Source organism: Paraburkholderia sp. BR14320 (assembly GCF_040948665.1).
GTDB classification, from domain to species: domain Bacteria; phylum Pseudomonadota; class Gammaproteobacteria; order Burkholderiales; family Burkholderiaceae; genus Paraburkholderia; species Paraburkholderia youngii.
The window spans coordinates 1-313 of record NZ_JBFPKG010000313.1 but is presented as its reverse complement, the minus strand read 5'-3'; the positions used below and the strand labels follow the sequence as shown (position 1 = coordinate 313).

General features: G+C 67.7%; 1 protein-coding gene. It reads left to right on the top strand.

Features of this window, described 5'->3' with window-relative positions:
• Positions 1-2: 2 nt before the first annotated feature.
• The coding region (locus AB3X89_RS40450; protein ID WP_368588090.1) for a heme-binding protein at positions 3-313 on the top strand (311 nt) is incomplete at its 3' end.

Here is a 313-nt window from a genome sequence, read left to right as displayed (position 1 = left end):
AAATCATCAGCACGACAACGATCAGCCTGGAAGCCGCGCAAGCACTGCTGGCCGAGGCGCGCCGCGCCTGCGCCGCGCGCGGATTCGCCGCGACAATCGCCATTACGGACGCGGGAGGTCACCTGCGCGCTTTCGAGCGCGCGGATACCGCCCCGTTCCTCACCGTTGGCGTCGCCATTGACAAGGCATGGACCGCCGCATCGTTCGGCATGGCCACGCACCAATGGAATCAGTACATGGCCGAGCCCGCCGTTGCCCCGCTGGCACACCATCCGCGGCTGACGCCGGTCGGCGGTGGCGTACCGATCTTCCA